This window comes from Sediminicoccus rosea (assembly GCF_033547095.1).
Classification (GTDB): Bacteria; Pseudomonadota; Alphaproteobacteria; order Acetobacterales; family Acetobacteraceae; genus Roseococcus; species Roseococcus rosea.
The window spans coordinates 3,643,251-3,662,813 of the sequence record NZ_CP137852.1 but is presented as its reverse complement, the minus strand read 5'-3'; the positions used below and the strand labels follow the sequence as shown (position 1 = coordinate 3,662,813).

13 protein-coding genes are annotated in these 19,563 nt (G+C 68.5%); 1 reads left to right on the top strand and 12 read right to left on the bottom strand.

The genetic code is table 11. The annotated features are described in order from the left end of the window. Positions 1-24 precede the first annotated feature (24 nt). A complete protein-coding gene (locus R9Z33_RS17550; protein WP_318647866.1) occupies positions 25-252 on the bottom strand; it encodes a hypothetical protein in 228 nt (75 codons plus the stop codon). A 479-nt stretch (positions 253-731) separates the two neighbouring features. Continuing rightward, complete coding sequence (locus R9Z33_RS17545) at positions 732-1,826, bottom strand: TIGR03032 family protein (RefSeq protein WP_318647865.1); 1,095 nt, start codon at positions 1,824-1,826, stop codon at positions 732-734. A 56-nt stretch (positions 1,827-1,882) separates the two neighbouring features. Between R9Z33_RS17545 and R9Z33_RS17540 the strand changes: the two genes are divergently transcribed. Further along, a complete protein-coding gene (locus tag R9Z33_RS17540) occupies positions 1,883-7,252 on the top strand; it encodes an ELWxxDGT repeat protein (protein ID WP_318647864.1) in 5,370 nt (1,789 codons plus the stop codon). 633 nt (positions 7,253-7,885) lie between these two features. On the opposite strand, the gene R9Z33_RS17535 is transcribed toward R9Z33_RS17540, so the two are convergent. From R9Z33_RS17535 to R9Z33_RS17490, 10 genes are all read right to left on the bottom strand, one after another. After that, positions 7,886-9,481, bottom strand: coding sequence for a GMC family oxidoreductase (locus R9Z33_RS17535; protein WP_318647863.1), 1,596 nt, complete (start codon positions 9,479-9,481; stop codon positions 7,886-7,888). Continuing rightward, positions 9,478-11,079 (bottom strand): ABC transporter ATP-binding protein, encoded by a 1,602-nt coding sequence (locus R9Z33_RS17530; RefSeq protein WP_318647862.1) that lies wholly within the window; start codon positions 11,077-11,079, stop codon positions 9,478-9,480. Before R9Z33_RS17530 ends, R9Z33_RS17535 begins: the two co-directional genes overlap by 4 nt. Continuing rightward, entirely contained in the window at positions 11,076-11,921 is an 846-nt protein-coding gene (locus tag R9Z33_RS17525; protein WP_318647861.1) for an ABC transporter permease, read from the bottom strand. Before R9Z33_RS17525 ends, R9Z33_RS17530 begins: the two co-directional genes overlap by 4 nt. 3 nt (positions 11,922-11,924) lie before the next feature. Continuing rightward, positions 11,925-12,911: an ABC transporter permease gene (locus R9Z33_RS17520; protein WP_318647860.1), complete on the bottom strand. Its 987-nt coding sequence runs from the start codon at positions 12,909-12,911 to the stop codon at positions 11,925-11,927. Between the two features lie 8 nt (positions 12,912-12,919). After that, positions 12,920-14,494, bottom strand: coding sequence for an ABC transporter substrate-binding protein (locus tag R9Z33_RS17515; protein ID WP_318647859.1), 1,575 nt, complete (start codon positions 14,492-14,494; stop codon positions 12,920-12,922). 106 nt (positions 14,495-14,600) lie between these two features. After that, on the bottom strand, positions 14,601-15,503 hold the full coding sequence (locus tag R9Z33_RS17510) for a cupin domain-containing protein (protein ID WP_318647858.1): 903 nt from the start codon (positions 15,501-15,503) through the stop codon (positions 14,601-14,603). Beyond that, entirely contained in the window at positions 15,500-16,702 is a 1,203-nt protein-coding gene (locus R9Z33_RS17505) for a hydantoinase/carbamoylase family amidase (protein WP_318647857.1), read from the bottom strand. The genes R9Z33_RS17510 and R9Z33_RS17505 overlap by 4 nt, the downstream gene beginning before the upstream one ends. A 3-nt stretch (positions 16,703-16,705) precedes the next feature. Then, on the bottom strand, positions 16,706-17,587 hold the full coding sequence (locus tag R9Z33_RS17500) for an alpha/beta fold hydrolase (protein WP_318647856.1): 882 nt from the start codon (positions 17,585-17,587) through the stop codon (positions 16,706-16,708). A gap of 11 nt (positions 17,588-17,598) precedes the next feature. After that, the gene (locus R9Z33_RS17495) at positions 17,599-18,732 is read right to left on the bottom strand and encodes a pyridoxal phosphate-dependent aminotransferase (RefSeq protein ID WP_318647855.1); all 1,134 of its coding nucleotides are present in this window, start codon (positions 18,730-18,732) and stop codon (positions 17,599-17,601) included. Continuing rightward, on the bottom strand, positions 18,732-19,511 hold the full coding sequence (locus tag R9Z33_RS17490) for an SDR family oxidoreductase (protein WP_318647854.1): 780 nt from the start codon (positions 19,509-19,511) through the stop codon (positions 18,732-18,734). The genes R9Z33_RS17495 and R9Z33_RS17490 overlap by 1 nt, the downstream gene beginning before the upstream one ends. Positions 19,512-19,563: the final 52 nt, after the last annotated feature.

Below are 19,563 nucleotides of genomic sequence, written 5' to 3'. Positions count from 1 at the left end.
GGCCGGCGAGGGTGTCATCCGCCCTCACGGGATCACGATCCAGCTATTCCGGGAGGCTGATCCACCGCTTCGGTGATCCCACCCCAGCGGATCACGCTCCAGGCGAGTGGTGAAGACCGTGGTGTCGGCGCCAGCCAGCCGGTGCTCAAGCTCCGCGCTGCGGTTCGTCAGCCCATGAAGCCGCTTCTGGAGAGCCGGCGCATGCAGTTGATCGGCGATCACGCCGATGAGATCGGAGAGCTTACGCTCCACTTTACCCAGCTTACGCTGAGATTGGCCCGCTCGGTTGAGCGGTCACCCGAGAGCCGATGCCACTCCCCTGTCAACTCCCTCACGAAGGTCGCCACCGGCTCGGCACGCATCGCCGTGACCGAGCGTGCTCGGTCAGCCGAAAGCCGTGATGCCCGAGCAGGCAGGCACACGCTGCTGCGAGGATACCGATGGTCGGACTTACGTCCGCGGCGTCCCTCCGCGCAGATCGCTTTCAACCGCCTCGCGGCGTGCTTGGAACCTGATCGCTCTGGAATCTTGGCCAAGGCAAATCTCAGGCTGGTTCTGCGTAACCCGAACGCGGTCCTCGCATCCCAAAAGCCCGTCACCTCGCACGGTTGGCGGTCTTCGTGCGTTTAGGCCCCGAAAGCGAACCACATTCAGCAGGCGCGGTGGAAGCAAAACGGCATGAGCTCCGGTCGCACTGCAACTCAGACCGTCATTCCCAGCCCGGGTCGAATTCACGCCTCGATCGGCATTGGCTTGCCCCTGCTGATGAGCCGGTTGATCTGGCCCTGGGCAAAGCCCACCAGCATCGGGCTCTTGTGGCCGGGCAGCAGCGCGATGTCATAAAGCTCCCGCACCACCCCGCCGAGGCGCAGCCAGTGGACGACCGCGCCCGTCGCCAACTCCACCACCAGCATGGCGCATTCCGGCTCCCGCCCCGCAGCCTTGAGCCGATCCTCGAGCGGCAGGCCGGTGAACACCTGATTCGCCCGCGGCAGCGACGTCCCGACCAGTGCGTAGCCGCCAACAAGGGCGAGCCCACGCGCGAAACCCGGCACAAAGGCGATCGGCTCGAAGCGCTCCGCCCCACGATCCACGATGCCGAGCTCGCCGGTCCCCGCATTCAGCACATGGAGCGTCCCGCCATGGAGTCGCGGCGAGTGCGGCATGCTCAACCCCCGGCAGATCACGGCGTTGCTGGCGAGGTCGAGCACGACGCCATGGCCATCCCGCTTGTCGGCCCAGCCGCGCGGCGTGTCGGTTTCCGCCACTGCAGTCATATAGGCCGGGCGCCCCGTTGCTTCGTCCATCGCCAGCCCGTTCAGGTGGCAGCGGTCCTGTGGCGCCAACTGGCTGATGAAGGGAGGAGTCCAGACCGGGCGGAAGCTCGTCGCCTCGTCCACCGTGGCCAGGCAGCCGAACAGCGTGTTGACGAAAAGCGGCCGCCCATCCGGCCGTACGCCCACGTCATGGGCGAAGACGTCGCCCGTATACCAGGCCACCTGCGGGACATAGACGGCGTCATGCCCTTCGAGTTCCTGCCCCTTGGGAACGACATTGGCAAAGCGATAGATCGCGTTCAGCCCGGCAAGGTAGAGGCTGTCTCCCTTCACGGCCACACCGAGGCAGCGCTCGAAGGTGCGCTCCGTCACGTTGAGACGTGTCTCGTCCGGGGCGCCGACGAGGAAGAGCTTCCCGATCTGATAGGTGGTGAGGGCGAGAGCGACGTCATGCTGTCGCAGCCACGTGGCCATGCCAGGAGACGCGTCCACGCGATAGGGCGGCGCACTGTCCCCATGGGACTGGATGTTGACGGCTCCGGACGACATGGGATGCAGCGCGCTCCTTAGCCAGGCATGGCAGCGCAACGATCACCCGCCAGTCCGTGCCGGGCAACCGCCGGCAATCTCGAAAAATGCGAAAGGGGCGGGTTTTCAACCTAAGTTTTGAATGTTTAACTTCTTTTTCGAAACGAATTTGTCGAACAACGCAGGTTATTCGGCATGCAAGGTTGAGGGCTTCCATGGCCAACCGGATCCTGTTCAGCGCCGATGACGGCATTGATGGTGATGCGCTCTGGATCTCCGACGGCACCGTGCCGGGCACCAGCCTCGTGGCCGACATCGGTCCCGGGACCGACTCGCCCGAGATCGGCAATCTCACGATTCTCGGCGGCGGCCGTGCGCTGTTCAGCGCCGATGACGGAACGGCCGGCGCGGAGCTCTGGATCACCGACGGCGGCCCGGCCGGGACCTTCCTGGTCAAGGATATCCGGCCGGGCGCCGAGCCATCCGCCATCACCAACATCACCGCGCTGGGCAATGGCCTGGCAGTGTTCCAGGCCAATGACGGAACGACGGGCCGGGAGCTCTGGGTGACGGATGGCACCGAGGCCGGCACCATCCAGCTGGCGGACATGGTGACCGGTGCGGGCAACGGCCTCAGCACGACCTTCGAAGTGCTCGGTGACGGACGCGTGCTGTTCGCCGGGACGGACGACACCAATGGCACCGAGCTTTGGGTGACCGATGGGACCCTGGCCGGCACCAGCTTGCTGACGGACATCAGGACCGGGGGGGTGGGCAGTTCGCCGAACAGCTTCACCGCGCTGGGCGACGGCCTCATCCTCTTCCGGGCCAGTGGCAGCGCGGCGCAGGGCCAGGAACTTTGGATCAGCGACGGCACGGCCGAGGGCACCACCCTCCTCCGGGAGATCCGGCCCGGAAGCAATTCGGCCTTCATTTCGGATATCACGGACCTGGGTGATGGCCGGGCACTCTTCGGCGCCAATGACGGGACAATCGGGAGAGAGCTGTGGATCACCGACGGCACCACCGCGGGCACGGTCCTGGTGCGGGACATTACCCCCGGCGCGTCGGCCTCCAGCATCGACCTCATCACGCCGCTGGGTGATGGTCGCGCCCTGTTCCAGGCCAATGACGGCGTCCATGGGCCGGAGCTCTGGGTCACCGACGGGACGGAAGCCGGCACGGCCCTGGTGTTCGATCTGCAGCCGGGTGACCAGACCGCCTACCAACCCTCCGTGCGGGAGATCGTCTCGCTCGGCAATGGCACGGCCGTCTTCGCGGGCGATGACGGGGTCAACGGCCTCGAATTATGGGTGACCGACGGCACCACCGGCGGCACCAGCCTGCTGCGGGACTTCATGCCCGGCGGCCTGAGCGGCTCCCCAGGCGACTTCGTGGCCAATGGGGACGGCACGGCCTTCTTCGTCGTGGACGATCCGGTTGTGGGCGCCGAGGTCTGGGTGACGGATGGCACCGTCGGCGGCACGCATCTCGTCGTGGACGTGAATGCCCAGGCCAACCCTTACATCGGTGGCGCCCCTGCCTTCTTCAGGGCCACGGGGACAGGAGAGGCGGTGTTCCTCGCCGTGGACGGCGACGGCATCGGCGCCTGGATCACCGATGGCACGACGGGCGGCACGCGGCGCCTGCTCGATGGCGTGGATGGTGGCTATGACACCGCCGCCTTCCAGCTCAACGCCGGGGTGATGCTGTTCGCCGCCAGCACCGGGGCGTCGGGCCACGAGTTATGGGTCACCGACGGCACCGCCGCCGGCACCAGCCTGCTCAAGGACATCAACCTGGGCACGGCTCCCTCCTATCCCGGGGGCTTCCTGGGCCTTGGCGACGGGACCGCCCTGTTCTCGGCGGATGACGGCGCGAACGGCTTCGAACTCTGGATCACCGACGGCACGACGGACGGAACCACCCTCCTCAAGGACATCAACCCCGGCAGCGGCAGCAGCTACGCCTACGCGCTGACCGCGCTCGGCAATGGGCTCATCGTCTTCGCCGCCGCCGGCGAGACCGACAACGCCGAGCTGTGGGTCACCGACGGCACGGCGGATGGGACGGTCCTGCTGAAGGACATCAACGCCGGCGCGGCCGCCGGCAATCCCTTCCTGTTCAAGGTGATCTCCGGGAACCGGGCGCTGTTCAACGCGACCGACGGCGATGGCTCCGAACTCTGGGTGACGGACGGCACCGCCGTCGGCACGGTCAAGGTGAAGGACATCAGCCCCGGCGCGGCGAGCGCCACGCCTCAGGCCTTCGAGGCCCTCGGCAATGGCCAGACGCTGTTCAAGGCCGATGACGGCGTGAACGGCTTCGAACTCTGGACGACCGACGGCACCGAGGCCGGCACCACACTGGTCAAGGACATCCAGGCCGGCGGCGGCCACGGCCTCGGCAACAGCGGTGCCATCACCGCGCTGGGCAACGGCCTCGCTGTCTTCGCCGCCGATGATGGTACGAGCGGCATCGAACTCTGGGTGACCGACGGCACCGAGGTCGGGACCAGCCTGCTGAAGGACATCCGCGTCGGTGCCGATGGAAGCCGGCCCTACGGGCCTATCGCGCTGGGCGATGGCACGGCGCTGTTCATCGCCGATGACGGCGTGCACGGCTATGAGTTGTGGCGCACGGATGGGACCGCCGGCGGCACCACGCTCGTCAAGGACATCTGGCTGGGCGCGACCGGCAGCATCGTCAGCTTGTTCGACTTGACCTCCCTCGGCGATGGCCGGGTCGTCTTTTCGGCGAATGACGGCAGCACCGGCCCCGAGCTCTGGATCAGCGACGGCACCGAGGCGGGGACCGTGCTGCTGAAGGACATCCTCGCCACCGCCACGGGCAGTGCCGAAGCGCAATCGCTCTTCCTGCTGCCGGAGAACATCGCCTCCGATGCGCCGACCGGCCTCGATATCGCGGCGATCCTCGACACCGGGCCCTCCGACACCGACAACATCACCAGCACCGCGGCCCTCACCATCACGGGCCTCGCCGCCGCGGATGTGCTGGTGACGCTGCGGGATGGCGCCACCGTCGTCGGTCAGGCGCGCTCCGATGCCGTGACCGGCGCCTGGAGCATCACGCCGGCGGCGCTCGCCGATGGCACGCATCACTTCACGGCGACGGCGCTGAATGCGTCGCTCAACACCTCCCCTTCTTCCGCGACGCTGACCGTGAAGGTGGACAGCGCCGACCCCGTGGTGGCGATCACCTCCGGCGGCGGCATCGTGGGCGTGGCGACGCAGACCATCAGCGGCACGGTGGCGGATGCCAATCCGGGCACGCAGGTGCAGCTGTTCGACAATGGCGGCGGCACGCCCATCGCCACGGTCGCGATCGGCGTGGGCGGTCTGTGGTCGGTCAGCGTGGACCTGGGTGACGAGGGCGAGCACAGCTTGGTCGCCGTCAGCACCGACCTGGCCGGCAATGTCGGCAGCAGCGGGGCGGTGATCTACACCGTCAGCACCGTTCTGCCGCCGCCCACGGTCCAACTCGGCCTGGGCTCCGACAACGGCCCCGACACGAATGACGGCGTGACCGGCATCACCGCGCCTGAACTCGTTGGCACGGCGGAAGCCGGGGCCGTGATCACGGTGCGCGACGGCGGCATGGTTCTGGGCACCACCAACGCCGATGGGGCGGGAGACTGGAGCTTCGTGCTGCCCGTTCTCGGGGCCGGCGCTTATGCGCTGGACGTGACGCAGGCGAGTGGCGGCCTCACCTCGGCTGCGGCCACCTTCGACTTGACCATCGACCTGCGGCTGCGGACGGGCACCGCGGCGCGCGATGTCTTCACCTTCACCAGCGCCGCGGATTTCACGGACCCCGTGCGCTGGATCGACGGCCTGGGCGAGCGTGACACCCTGGCCCTGAACTTCGCGGTGAACCTGGACGACGCGTCCTTCAGCGACCTGCACAACCTCGAGAGGATCACCCTGGGCACGGCCGGAAGCCATAGCCTTGTCCTCGGGGCGCAGGCGTCGCTCGCCTTCGGCCCGCTTCTCGAGGTGGTCGCCTCGGCGGCGACCGCGTTGAGCCTGGATGGCTCTGCCTTGGGCGCGGGGGTCGGCCTCAGCGTGACCGCTTCCGCCGGGAATGACAGCCTGGTCGGAGGGGCGGGCAATGACGTCCTCAGGGGTGGCCTGGGAGCCGATCATCTCGAGGGCGGCCTGGGCGATGATCGCTTCAACGTGGATCAGTTGTCGGATGTGACGGTTGAGGCCGCTGGCGGTGGCTATGACCGGATCATCGCGTCGCTCGACTGGGTCCTGGGTGAGAATATCGAGCGGCTGAGCCTGGCTGCCGGTTCGGCGGTGAACGGGACCGGCAATGCGCTGAGCAATCGCCTCGATGGCAATGCAAATGCGAATGTCCTGGATGGCGGGGCTGGCGCCGATCGCCTCTACGGGCTGGCGGGGGCCGACACGCTGATCGGGGGCGGCGGCGCTGACAGCCTATCGGGCGGGCTGGGAGCCGACCATATGGTCGGCGGTGCCGACAACGACATCTATGAGGTCGATGACGCGGCGGACACCGTCCTGGAACTGGCGGCGGGCGGGTCCGACCGGGTGATCGCCTCGGTCAGCTGGGTTCTGGGCGATCATGTCGAGTGGCTCAGCCTTGTCGGCAGCAACGATGTGAACGGCACGGGCAACACGCTCGCCAACCGTATCACCGGGAACGCCGGGGCGAACCTGATCGATGGCGGCGATGGAGCGGATATTCTCTGGGGCGGCGCCGGCGACGATAGCCTGAGCGGCGGCTCGGGCGCCGATGGGCTTGACGGCGGCACCGGGGCAGATCTGCTCGAGGGCGGCGCCGGCGACGACATCTATCGCGTCGACGACGCCGGTGACGAAGTGGTCGAGCAGTCGGGCGGGGGTTACGATCGCGTCGTTGCCACGCTCGACTGGGTGCTCGAAGCCCAGGTCGAGCGCCTCAGCCTGGACGGCATGGCTGATCTCGATGGCACGGGCAATGGCGGGTCAAATCGGCTTGACGGGAATGCCGGGGCAAATCGGCTCGACGGGCTGGGAAATCGCGACGCCTTGTTCGGTCTTGGCGGCACCGACTCCCTGCTGGGTGGCGAGGGGGCCGATAGCCTGGACGGCGGCGCAGGTGCCGATGAACTGACGGGCGGATTGGGCGGCGATCGCTTCATCTTCCGGAGCGCTTCGGAGGCCGACGGGGATGTGATCCTTGACTTCAGCGCGCTCGAGGCCGACCGCATTGATCTGCGATCTGTGGATGCCAACACGGGCCTCGATGGAGATCAGGCTTTTACCTTTATCGGCTCATCGGTGTTTGGCGCAGTCGCAGGGCAACTGAGATTTTTTGGCGGCTTCCTGCAGGGCGACGTGACTGGTGAGGGCGAGGCGGATTTCCAGATCGAGGTCGCAGGCGTGCTCGCTCTGGCTGGCGCCAACATCTGGCTGTAACCCGCCTCGGCGCCCCATCCGCTAGGGCCGGATACCGGCCCGGCTCTCGCCTGCGCCTGATCGGCGCTGACATCACGCCGGCCCTGTGGGATGACCCCGGTGCTGGCGGATCTGCTGGCCCGGCACATCGGCGCCGTGATCGGCACGGTGTGGGCGACGCGGCCGCACCCGATATCCCGCGCACGGCCGAGACGGGCTTTCCGAGCGTGGATGCGCAATCACGGTGGGGTCTCTGGGGCCCGCGCGGCTTGTCGGATGCCGCGCTCCAGCGCCTGGGGGCGGCGTGCCCGGGGTGATGGCCGGTCTGGCTGTGCGCCTTAGGCTCGGCGCGGCGGGGGTGAAGCCGCCTTCGCCGCGACGATCCAGCCAGGGCTGACGCGCGGCGAGACGCTGTTTCGGCTGGCAAGGGTCGAACCGGAGAGCGCGCGCGGTGCCTGGGATGGTCTGGGGCATGCAGCTGACATGCGAGCAGGAAGGTTCGTCCCTCCGCACGCCCGTCGCTTTCATCATAAGCCGAACCCACCAGGCCGGTCCTGCCGCCAGCGAGCACGTCACGCGCCAGCTCAGTCACGCGATGGCCAGACACCATTGTCACGCCCATGATCGGTCCGGGCACCTCCGGCCTGGCGCGCCTCAGGCCGCCCGCTGGTCCTCCAGGATCATGTCGGCGGCCTTCTCTGCCACCGACAGCACGGTGGCGTTGATGTTGCAGATGGGGATGTCAGGGAACACCGAGGCGTCCACCACGCGAAGGCCCTCGATCCCGCGGAGGCGAAGCCGCGCGTCGAGTGGTGCTTCCGGATCGCTTCCCATCCGCACCGTGCCGCAGGGGTGATACACCGTGCCGCCCGTGCGCCGGGCGAAGTCGAGCAACTCCGCCTCATCCTGGATGGCAGGCCCTGGCCGCACCTCGCCCGCGACGATCCCTGCAAGGGGCGGTGCGGCCATCCATCGCCGGACCAGCGCAATGCCCCGCAGCACGGCCGCCGCATCTGCCGGGGCGGTCAGGAAGCGCGGCGCGATGATGGGCGAATCCTCTGGCCTTGCGCTTGCCAGTGTCACGCTGCCGCGGCTCTGCGGGCGGCATTGCCAGACGCCCAGCGTGCAGCCCGGCTCCTGCTCCGGCTCGCCGATGCGGCCCTCGGCCCAGGAGATCGGGCCACCATTCACCTGGATGTCAGGCGCTTCCAACCCAGCCTCGGTGCGCGCGAAAAGGCTCATCATCCCCGGTGACCAGGTCAGCACGCCCGTGCCGCGCGTGGCCCAGCGCAGCACCTCCCAGCCAAGCCGTGGCCAGGTGATGCGGCGGTTGGCGCTGTAGCGGTGCGAGGCCAGCCGGTAGGTGAGGCGCGTGATGTAGTGATCCTGCAGGTTGCGGCCGATGCCCGGCGCATCGAGCACCGGGGCGATGCCGAGTGCCGCAAGCTCCTCCGCCGGCCCGATGCCCGAGAGCAGGAGAAGCTGTGGCGAGCCGATCGCGCCCGCTGAGAGCACCACCCCGGCCCGCGCGCGAATCAGGCGCTCCTCGCCACCGCGCCTGATTAGCACGCCGGTGCAGCGCCCCTGCTCGATCACGAGGCGCAGCGCCAGCGCGTGGTCCAGCAGGGTAACCTGGGGGCGGCGCAGCGCCGGGACGAGATAGGCGCGCGCCGCCGAGACGCGGCGCGCCCCCCGTCGCGTCTGCTGGAAGGTCGCGAAGCCTTCGCGGCGCGGGCCGTTCATGTCGGCGTTCACTGGCAGGCCGATCGCCTCGGCGGCGGCCGCGAAGCCGTCAAGCAGGGCGGGCCGCTCCGCGAGATGCGAGACGGGCTGCGGCCCCGCCGTGCCACGGCCCTCGCCACCCTCGGCGAAGCTCTCATGGCGCTGGAAATAGGGCAGCAGATCCGCCCAGCTCCATCCCGTGCAGCCCTTCTGCGCCCAGAGGTCATAGTCGGACGGGTCGCCCCGCACATGGCCGAGGCCGTTGATGGAGGAGGAGCCGCCCCAGACCCGCCCACGCGGATAGTCGAGCGCGCGGCCGCCGGTCGCGGCGTCCGGCGCGGTGCGATAGCCCCAGGTCAGGCGCTTGTGGTCCAACAACCGCGCATAGCCGGCGGGGATGTGGATATAGGGGTGGCGGTCCGGCCCGCCTGCCTCGATGACCGCGACGCTGGCGCCGCCGGCGGAGAGGCGGTTGGCCAGAACGCAGCCCGCGCTGCCGGCGCCCAGCACGATGTGGTCCACCATCATGCGGGCGGGGTCCAGCCGCGCCCCGGGATGCTGTCGAGCAGCTGGCGCGTATAGGGATGGCGGGGCTGGCCGAAGACCTCCGCCGTCGCGCCCTGCTCGACGATGGCGCCGCGCTGCATCACCGCGATGCGGTCGCAGACCTGGGCCGCCACGCGCAGGTCATGCGTGATGAACAGCATGGTGAGGCCGAGCCGGGCACGGAGATCGGCCAGCAGGGCCAGCACCTGCGCCTGCACGCTGACGTCGAGGGCGGAGACGGGCTCGTCCGCGATCAGCAACTCGGGCTCCATCGCCAGCGCGCGGGCGATGCCGATCCGCTGGCGCTGGCCGCCGGAGAATTCGTGCGGATACCGGTCCATCGCGGAGGGATCGAGTTGAACCAGGCGCAGCAGCTCCCGCGCGCGCGCCAGGGCCGCGGGTCGTGCGAGCCCATGCGTGACGGGGCCTTCCGCGATGATGTCGCCCACGCGCCGGCGCGGATTGAGCGAGGCGAAGGGGTCCTGGAAGACCATCTGGATCCGCTTGCGATACGGCTTCCAGGCCGAGCGCGACAGGCCGCGGAGATCCTGCCCCTCGAAGTTGATTTCGCCGCGCTCCGGCTGCACCAGCCGCACGAGGCAGCGGGCCAGGGTGGACTTGCCGGACCCGCTTTCGCCGACCAGGCCGAGCGTCTCGCCCCGGCGCAGCTCGAAGTCGGCCTCATGCACGGCGCGCACCGCCGGCCCCCGCCCGAACCATCCGCCCGCGCGGCGGTAGGTCTTCTCGACGCCGCGCGCCGTCAGCGCGACCGGCGCCGCCTCCCGCACCGGGCGGGACGGCGGCGCGCCATGTGGGACGGCCGCGATCAGCGCCTGGGTATAGGCGTGGCGGGGCCGGTTCAGCACCTCGTCCACCGGACCCTGCTCGACGATGCGGCCATGCTGCATCACCGCGACGCGATCGGCGATCTCCGCCACCACGCCGAAATCATGGGTGATGAACATCACGCCCGTGCCGCGCCGCGACTGGATCTCACGGATCAGGCGGAGGATCTGCATCTGCGTGGTCACGTCGAGGGCGGTGGTGGGCTCATCCGCGATCAGCAGGCGCGGCTCCAGGGCGAGCGCCATGGCGATCATCACGCGCTGGCGCTGCCCACCCGAGAGGCGGAAGGGATAGGCGCGCGCGGTGGCCTCCGGGTCGGGCAGGTTCACGGCGGCCAGCAGCTCCGGCACCCGGCGCGCGGCCTCACGCCCTGCGCCATGCACGCGCATCGCCTCCGCGATCTGCTCGCCCACGCGCATCAGGGGGTTCAGCGCCGTCATCGGCTCCTGGAAGATCATGGCCAGGCGGCGGCCGCGCAGCCGCCGCATGCCCTCGGGCGGGAGCGACAGAAGATCCTCACCGTCCAGGAGGATGCGGCCCTGGCGCACCGGCAGTCCATGCGGCAGCAGGCCCATCACGGCATTGGCGGTGATGGACTTCCCCGAGCCGCTTTCGCCCACCACGCAGAGGATCTCGCCTGGCTCGACGGCGAGGGTGATGTCCTCCACCGCATGGGGCCGGTCGGCCCCGGGCGGCAGCGCGACCGTCAGGCCCTCGACCCGCAACAGGCTCACGCCGTGCCCCTCCGGCTGCGCGCGAGGCGCGGGTTGAGCGCGTCCGACAGCCCTTCGCCCACGAGGTTCAGCGACAGCACGGTCAGGAAGATGGCAATGCCGGGGAAGACGCTCATCCACCAGGCGATGCGGATGACGCTGCGCCCCGAGCCGATCAGGAAGCCCCAGGTCATGAGGTTCGGATCGCCGAGCCCGAGGAACGAAAGCGCGCTCTCCAGCAGGATGGCCGAGGCCACCATCAGCGAGGAGAGCACGACGATGGGCGAGAGGGCGTTGGGCAGGATGTCCGTCAGCGCGATCGCGATGGGCGATTTGCCGAGCACCTCGGCGGCCTGCACGAATTCACGTGAGCGCAGCGAGAGGAATTCCGCCCGGACCACCCGGGCCACCGGCGGCCAGGACACGACCGCGATCGCGAAGACGACGGAGCCGATGGTGGGCGTGAAGATCGCGACCAGCAGGATGGCGAAGACGAAGGACGGGATGGTCTGGAAAAATTCGGTGAAGCGCATCACCGCGTCATCCACCAGCCCACCCGCATAGCCAGCGAGCGCCCCCAGCGTGACGCCGATGCACAGCGCCGCGGCCGTCGAGACGGCGCCCACCATGAGCGAGATGCGCGCGCCATGGGCGATGCCCGAGGCGACGTCCCGTCCCAGGCTGTCCGAGCCGAGAAGCATCCCGTCCTCGCCGGGCGGGGCGAAGGGGGCGGTCGCCATGTCCCAGGGGCTGCCGGGGAACAGGACGGGTGCGAGGAGTGCCAGCAACAGCACCAGGCTCAGGATGACGAGGCCGACCACGGCCCCCCGGTTGCGGCTGTAGCGTCTCCAGAAATCACGCACGGCTCATCCCTCCACCTCCATCCGCGGGTCCACGACGGCGTAGAGGAGGTCCGTCAGCAGGTTGAGCAGCACGACCATCACCGAGGTGCAGAAGAACACGCCCAGCAGCACGGCATAGTCGCGCGCCAGAAGCGCATCGAAGGCGAGCCGCCCGATGCCGGGCCAGGCGAAGACGGTTTCCACCAGGATGGCGCCGCCAATGAGCTGGCCCGCCTGGATGCCCGCGAAGGTGATGACCGGCAACAAGGCGTTGCGCAGCACATGGCGGCGCACGACCTGTCCTTCGGGAACGCCCTTGGCGCGCGCCGTCTTCACGAAATCCTGGTCGGCCACCTCGAGCATCGTGGCCCGCGTCAGGCGCGCATAGACGGCGAGGTAGAAGAGGCCGAGCGTGAGGGAGGGCAGTATCAGGTGGCGCCCCACATCCATCACCCGTGCAAGGCCGGTGATTTCGACGCCGACGGTCATCATCCCGAAACTTGGCAGCCATTCGAGCCAGACGGAGAAGAACAGCACCAGCATCAGGCCGACCCAGAAGAGCGGCGTGGCGTAGAAGGTCAGCGCGAGCACGGTGATCACGCTGTCGGCCCAGCGTCCCACGCGGCGTGCCGCCATGACGCCGAGAAGAATGCCGGCCGAGACGGCGAAGACGAAGGCTGTGCCGGTCAGCAGCAGCGTCGCGGGCAGGCGCTCGCGGATCAGGGTCCAGACCGGAAGCTGCTGGCGATGCGAGAAGCCGAGATCGAGCGTCAGCACGCCCTTCAGATAGAGCCAGAGCTGGACATGAAGCGGCCGGTCGAGCCCGAACTGCTCGCGCAGCTGCTGGAGGAAGCGCTCATCGGCGGCGCCGGACTGGCCGGCGATCACGCTGGCCGGATCGCCCGGCGCGGCATGGATCAGGAAGAAGTTGCAGATGACGACCGCGAGCACGACGAGCGCCGCCTTGACGCCCCGTCGCAACAGGAAGGCCGGTAGCCGGGCGGCATCCATGCCCCCTGTCAGCTCGCGAAGAAGACGTCGTCGAAGGAGGTATGCACGCCGAGCCCCGTGGTGATGACGTTGCGCAGCCGCCGGTCATGGATGGTGGGAAAGGCGAGCTCCATGAGCCAGATCTGCGGGATCTCGTCGCAGAGGATGCGCTGCACCTCGCTGAAGGCCCGCTGGCGATCGGCCGGCGCGGCGGAATTGCGCGCCTGCTGGAAGAGGGCGTCCACCTGCGGGTTGGCATAGCCGCCGGTGTTGGTGAAGGTCACGCGCTGGATGTTGGTGGAGACGTAGGTGCGCTCCACGCCCAGCGTCGGGTCGCCGAACTGATAGACGAAGTTGATCGTCGACTCGTATTCCCAGTTGCCGACACGCCGCGCCCAGGAGCCGGCATCGGTGCTTTCCAGCTCCAGCACGATGCCGATCTGCCGCATGGCCTGGCGCAGATATTCCGACAGGCGCGTCCAGATCTCGCCATAGGGCAGGACGATGTGCTTGATCGTGGCGCGCACGCCCTGCGCATTGGGTCTGAGGCCGGCAGCGTCCAGCAGCGCATTCGCTTCCCGCACGTTGAAGGCCGGGATCCGTGCTGCGGGATCATGAAATCGCGTGGTGGAGGCGATGGGGTTGGTGGCCGGCTTGCCCACGCCGAACCAGAGGCGGTTGACGATGAAGTTGCGGTCGATCGCCATGGACATGGCACGCCGCACGCGCGGGTCGTTGAGCGGCGCCACGCGATGGTTCAGCTCGACCCAGGAGAGCGGCGAAAAATACTCCCAGCCTGCCGTCTGCACCTCGAGATTGGGCCGCTGGCGGAGATTGGGGATGTCGAAGGGTTCGATGTCCGAGGCCTGGGTGAGCTGGACCTGACCCGTCTCCAGCGCGAGGCGCCGGCTCTGGCTGTCGGGGACGATGCGGTAGATGACGCTGTCCAGGTAGGGCTGGCCTGGCTTCCAGTAATCCTCGAAGCGATCGAGCCGGATGAAGTTGCCGCGCTGCCATTCGGTGAAGCGGAAGGGCCCGGTCCCGACAGGCCGCTGCACCGCGGGGGCATTGCGGAATTCCTGACCGTCGAAGAGGTGCTTGGCGACGATGGCGCAGGCCGAGACGTCGAACATCAGCAGGAAGGGCTGGAAAGGCTGCTTGAGCACGATGCGCACCGTGTGTGGCGACGTCGCCTCGCAGGTCTCGATGAGCGAGAAGATGGCGCGGGCGCGGGGCGCCAGCTCCATGTGGAAGCGCATGATCGAGAAGACCACATCCTCGGCCGTCATCGGGCGGCCATCGTGGAACTTCACGTTCTCCTGGAGCTGGAAGATGTACTCGCGGCCATCCGGGCTGATGGTCCAGGATTTCGCCAGGACGGGGATGGGCTCCAGCGTCGGTGAGAAGGTGAGCAGCCCCTGGAACATCTTGGGCGCCGCCACCAGGGTCGGCCCCTGGTTGTTCACGCCGATCTGCAGCACGGGCGGTTCCGGCGAGAGGATGGTCTGCAGCGTGCCGCCACGCCGTGGCGCGACACCTTGCGCTCGAGCCTCTGCCAGGGTCATGAGGGCGGGCCCGGCGGCCAGCACGCCACGACGCGTCATTGAAGGTGCGCGATCGACCATTTGTCTTGCCTCAACCTGTCATTGTGCAGACGCTAACAGCGCCACAGCCGCAGCCGCAAGACGCAAAAGGCGCGGCGGCAGCGCTTCATTCGAGAAAGGCGAACCCCATCGTCCGCGCGTGATAGTGCAGCCCGCCATCCTGGACGATCAGGAAGCGCGCCTGCACATCGCCGCCATTATGGTGTGAGTGCGGCTCGCCGGGTGGGGTGACGAGGGTGTTGTACAAGCTCCAGGGCCGCGTCTCTCCCGCGATGCGCGAATGGCAATTCTCGCCCTGCAACACCAAGGTGATGGCGGCGGCATTGTGGCGGTGCGCACGCTGGTTCTCGCGCGGCGGCAGCGTGTTGAGTGAGAGCGTCATGCTGGCGGTCAGATTGCGCCAGGCCTCCAGCCCATCGGACGAGAAGATCAGCGCGAGGCCCGCCGTGCTGTCATTGCTGGTGCAGGCGCCGATGAGCGCCAATTGCCGCTCGATCTCGTCCGCGGGGAAATGGACGGGTGCCATCGCGGTGGCACCGGGGCGCAGACCCTCGAAGGCAAGCAGGGGCTCATTCCCGACCAGCCAGAGCACGGCGTTCTCATGCGCGCGCAGCGTCACGGCGCCGCCGGGCAGCAGCAGCACATCGCCCGCGCCCCAGCCAAAGCCCGGCGCCTCACCCGCGCCGCGCAAGACATAGCCGATCAGACCGGTGGATTGCGTGTCGAGGTTGAGCACATCGCCCGCGCGGATCACGGCATAGCGCGCGAGAATGAGGGGCGTTGTGGCGGGGAAGGCGCAGCCGATGGCTGCGGACTGGTTACAGAGGTGGACGCCGGTCATGGCCTCCGGCGCCAGCGCGGCGGCAGCGACGGCGCTGAACTCCGCCGCCGGCACAGGCGGCAGCTTCACGTTGAAGGCATTGCCCGAATTGAAGAAGCGTGCCCGCGCGGCAGCCGGTGTGGCTGGCGCTTCGGAAAGCTGCACGGGCAGGCTGGCCATGTCCGTCATGCGCAAAGCTCCTTTACGGTCTCGGCCAGCACGGCGGCGCCTGCTGCGACATGCGCTGGCTCGGCCCATTCCAGCGGCGAGTGGCTGACGCCGCCGCGGCAGGGAATGAAGATCATCGCCGTTGGGCAACGCGAAGCCATATGGCGCGCGTCATGCCCGGCGGCGGAGAGCAGATCCATGTGGCCGATGCCAAGCCGCGTGGCGGAGGCCGCGATGCGCGCGCGCAGCCCTTCGTCGAAGCTGTTGGAGGGAGCATGCACCAGCCGCGTCATCCTCACGCCACAGGGGGCGGCCTCGGCGGCGGCGATGGCCTCGAGCCGCGCGCCATGCGCCAGCAGGGCGGCGTTGTCCGGGTGCCGCAGGTCAATGCGGAACACCAGCCGGCCCGCGATGACCGAAGGCGCGTTGGGCTCAACCCGCACCATGCCGATGGTGAATTTCACCACCGGGTCGGCCTCGCCTACCTCGCGCTGCATGCGTGCGGCGATGCGGGCGAAGGCCATCACGGCATCGCGCCGCAGGGCCATGTCGCGCGTCCCGGCATGGCCTTCCTCGCCCTCAAGCACCACCTCATACGTGATCTTGCCCTGGATGCCGGTGACGACGCCGATGGGCAGCTGGGCCTCCTCCAGCAGCGTCGCTTGCTCGATATGCGGCTCGATGCAGAACGCGAATTCGCGGCTCAACGGCAGGCGGGGCAGGGTGGGAAAGGCGGCGTGCAGCGCATCGAGCGCATCGCCCAGGACCACGCCATCGCCATCGCGCAGCGCGCGGATGGTGCTGAGGTCGCGCAGGCCCACAAAGGTCTCGGAGCCCGTCATGCCGGGCGCGAAGCGGCAGCCTTCCTCATTGCACCAGGCGACGACGCTGATGTCGCGCGCCGGCGTGAAGCCGAGATGGCTGACGACCTCCAACGCGGCCAGCACGCCGAAGGCACCGTCGAATTTCCCGCCATTGGGCTGGGTGTCGAGATGGCTGCCGATCAAGCCGGGCGGCAGGGAGCGGTCGCGCCCGGGGAGGGTGAGGAAGAGGTTACCGGCATCATCCGTCGCCGCCTCCAGTCCCGCCTCGGCCGCCCAGCCGAGCATCAGGCGCCAGGCTTCGATCTCACCGGCGGTCAGTGCCTGGCGGTCCACTCCTCCATCCGGCCGCGCGCCGATTTCGGCGAGGCGCATCAGCCGTTCCCAAAGGCGGCTCACCGCTCAGTCGGTCCGCATGATCTGGCCGGGCAGGGCCCGCGGGTCGCGCACCTCCCAGCGTCCGGCTTCCACCTGCGCGATGAACTCGGCCAGGTGCATGTTGAACCAGTCCGGCTCCTCCAGGTTCAGCGTGTGGCCGGTCTTGGGGAAGACGCAGAGGCCGCAGGCCGGGATGGTCTTCTTCAGGAAGATGCCGGGTTGCAGGCAATGGTCATCCTCATCGCCGACGATGACGAGGGTGGGCAGCGTCATCGCCTTCAGCTCGGCCTCGAGGTCCCAGAAGGAGGGGCGGCGGGCCTGCACGCCGCGCATGGTGAGAGCCGCGCCCATATCGGAATGAGTGGCGAGGCGTTCGGCGAATTCCTGCCAGCCGCGCGGGTCCTTGTTCTGGAACTGCACGCGGCTCGCGCCCGCGCCATAGGTGGGCGCGAAGGCGCGCGCGCCATCCGTCTCGAAGCGCCGTGCGACTTCGAGCGAGACGTTGCGGAAATACTCTTCATGCTCCTTCTCGCAGCCATAGCCGGCGCCCGCGACCGTGAGCGAGAGCGCGCGCCCGGGAGCGCGCAGGCCGAAATGCACGGTCGCGAAGCCGCCCATCGAGAGGCCGACAATATGCGCCTTGGCAATGTCGAGGCCGTCCAGCACCGCCACCGCATCCGCCACCGCGATAGCCTGGGAGTAGCGCCCCACATCAGTCGGCACGTCGGAGGGCGGATAGCCACGCGCGGCATAGGTGATGCAGCGGTGGCGCCGGGCGAAGTATCGCATCTGCGGCTCCCAGCTCTCATGGTTGCCACCGAATTCATGGATGAAGAGGATGGGCGTGCCTTGGCCCGCTTCCTCATAATGCAGCGAGATGCCGTCCGGCGTGGTGATGCGGGGCATGGGGCCTCCTTTCAGAATTGCGGCGTGATGTCGTTCAGGCTGCGCGCCGTCTCGACCAAGGCGGGCAGGCGATCGGCCAGTTTCTCGACCCATTCGCCGGGCACGGAGGTGCTGATCTTCACGAAGCGATGCCCGAAGCGCGCCGTGTGATAGCTGCCCTGACGGATCATGATGCCCTCGCGCCGGGCGGCTTCCACCAGCGCCTCGGGGCGGATCTGCGCCGCTTCGGTCTCCACCACCAGGAAATTGCCGTGGCTCGGCCAGACGGGGACGGAAAAGCCCGGAATGGCGCAGGCGGCCGTGTGGATCATGGCGTTGTTGGCGCGCGTCGTGGCGCGCACGCCTTCCATCCATTCGGGCTTCACGGCGAGGCCGGCGAGTGCCGCGCGCTGCGCGATCACGCTCGCCCCCAGCACGCCCGTTGCCTGGTCCGCGAATTCCTCCAGCAGGGCAGCGGGCGCCACCAGCGCGCCGATGCGCAAGCCTGCCAAGCCCAACCATTTGGAGAAGGAGAGCGAAACCACCGCATGCTCCGGCGCTTCGAGCAGCGCGGGATGGTGCCCATCGGCGAAGTCGCGATAGGTGCAGTCATGTACCAGGAGGGCACCGACCTCGCCCGCGATAGCAGCGAAGGCCGCGATCTCCTCCCGCGTGTAACAGATGCCGAGCGGGTTGTTCGGGTCCACGATGTAGATGATCGCCGTGCGTGCATCCACGGCGGCGCGCAGCGCCTCGGGTGTCAACCGATAGGCGCAGGCGGGGTCGTAGATCGGGATTTCGATCACCTCCGCGCCGGCCTGGCGGGCGAAGAGGCAGGGCCATTTCCAGGTGGGGTCGGTGGTGACGAAGGTGGTGCCGGACCTGCACCGCGCGCGGCAGACCAGCGCCAGGGCATTCACCCCGCCCTCGGTCACCAGCGCCTCGGCCCCCGGCAACCCGAGATCGGCGATGATGGCCGCGCGCAGCGCCTCGAAGCCGAGCGGCGGCGCATAGGCGTTGAACTCCAGCCCATCCACGGCCGCATGCATCGCCGCGAGCACGGCCGGATGGGCCGGGATGTGGTTGGTGTTCTGCCCCATCCAGGCGAGGCCCGGCGTGGCGCTGAGTTCGTCGAAATAGCGGTTTCGGAGAAGCGCGCCGGCCATCAGATGACCGAGCCGCGGGCCGAGATGCCGCCATCAATGGTGACAACCGTGCCGGTGATGTAGCCCGCGCGGGGTGAGGCCATGAAGGCGCAGAGATCGGCCGTCTCGCGCGCCGTGGCGGGGCGCTTGCCGGGGTATTTGGCGAAGAGCTCCTCCCAGCGGGTTTCATCGCCCAGCATGTCGCGCGCCTTCATCTTCATGATCTTGATCATGCGGTCGGTCGCGACCGGGCCGGGATTGATGCCGACCACGCGAATGCCGTCATCCAGGCTGCGGCCACCGATTGCCTTGCTGAAGGACATCAGCGCCGCATTGCCGGTGGAACCCGCGAAATAGCTGGCATCCCAGTTTTCGCCGGAATTGCCGATGACGTTGATGATGACACCCTCGCGCCCCTTCATCCGTGGATAGAAGAGCCGGGTGAGGGTGATGTAGCCGAAGACCTTCAGGTCGAAGCCGTTCCGCAGCGCGGCGTCGGTCACCTGGTCCAGCGGCCCGGCGGGGATGTCGCCCGCATTGTTGATCAGGATGGTGGCGTCCTGCGCGGCGTCGGCCAGCTGTTCCATGGCGGCTGTGGTGGAGAGGTCCAACGCATGGGTGGTGACGCGGATCTGGTGCTGGGCGCGCAGGCGTTCGGCCGCCTCGGTGAGCGCCGCTCCGTTGCGGGCGGCGAGGTGGAGGTGGCAGCCCTCCTCGGCCAGGACCTCGGCACAGGCGAGGCCGATGCCCTTGGAAGCCCCGGTGATGAGGGCGGTCTTTCCCGCGAGATCAAGCTGCAAGGGGCGCTCCGTTGGTAATGTTGTATGCAAGGACCAGCAATCTGCATACCAA